The organism is Paenibacillus artemisiicola (assembly GCF_017652985.1).
Taxonomy (GTDB): Bacteria; Bacillota; Bacilli; order Paenibacillales; family Paenibacillaceae; genus Paenibacillus_Z; species Paenibacillus_Z artemisiicola.
In genome coordinates, this window is sequence record NZ_JAGGDJ010000117.1 from 1 (window position 1) to 1,054 (window position 1,054).

A 1,054-nucleotide genomic window follows, 5' to 3' on the forward strand; every position below is an offset into this window, starting at 1 on the left:
TTGTATTGCAGGCCATCTCGCATCGCATGATTGGCGGCCGCGTCCTCATTTCAGATTCAACGCACGTAAAAGCCAACGCCAACAAGCACAAGTTCACGAAAGAACAAGTCCAACAAAACACGCGAGATTATGTAGATGAACTCAATGCGGCGATTGAAGCTGACCGAAAAGAGCATGGAAAAAAGCGCTAAAACCACGGGAGGAGGTGAACGAGGAAAAGGAAGTAAAGGTGAGTACGACCGATCCGGACAGCGGATATATGATTCGGGACGGGAAGCCGGAGGGATTTTTTTACTTGGATCACCGAACGGTCGACGTAAAGTACAACCTGATCACTGATGTCTTCGTCACCGCAGGAAATGTGCACGATTCCGTTCCGTACCTCTCCCGTTTGGACCGCCAACGCGAACGTTTTGATTTTGCCGTCGAAGCGGTAGCGCTGGATTCCGGCTATTTGACTGCTCCGATTTGCCAAGGACTTGATGCAAGAAAAATCTTTGGCGTGATTGCGCATCGCCGTTTCCATTCCAAGCAAGGGTTGTTCCATAAGTGGGAGTTTACTTACGATGCGGAACGCAACGTCTATGTATGCCCACAAAAGCAAGATTTACTTTACAGAACGACGGACCGCAAAGGCTACCGGCAGTATACTTCTAATCCAGAGCAATGCGCATCTTGCCCCATGCTGGACAACTGCACCCGCTCCCGGAACAAGCGAAAAGTGGTGACACGTCACATCTGGGAGGACAGCAAGGAAAAGGTGCGGTTAAACCGGCTCAGTAAATCTGGAAAACAGCTGTACCGAAAACGAAAAGAGACAATTGAGCGAAGCTTCGCGGATGCAAAAGAGCTCCACGGGTTTCGCTATTGCCGTTTGCGGGGGCTGCGGAATGCGACCGAACAGGCGCTCATGACCGCGGCCGTACAGAACATGAAGAAGATCGCCCTTCACCTAGAAAGGAGGGCTTCGGAGGGATAACCCGCCCCTCCGAAGCCCTCAAGTATTGAAAAAGAAACCCGACGTTTAAAAAAACGTGGGTTTCTCTACAACCTG

1 pseudogene is annotated in these 1,054 nt (G+C 50.8%); it reads left to right on the top strand.

What is annotated here, in order from left to right:
* A pseudogene (locus tag I8J29_RS33405) lies at window positions 1-979 on the top strand (IS1182 family transposase); the annotation flags it as partial.
* Window positions 980-1,054 lie beyond the last annotated feature (75 nt).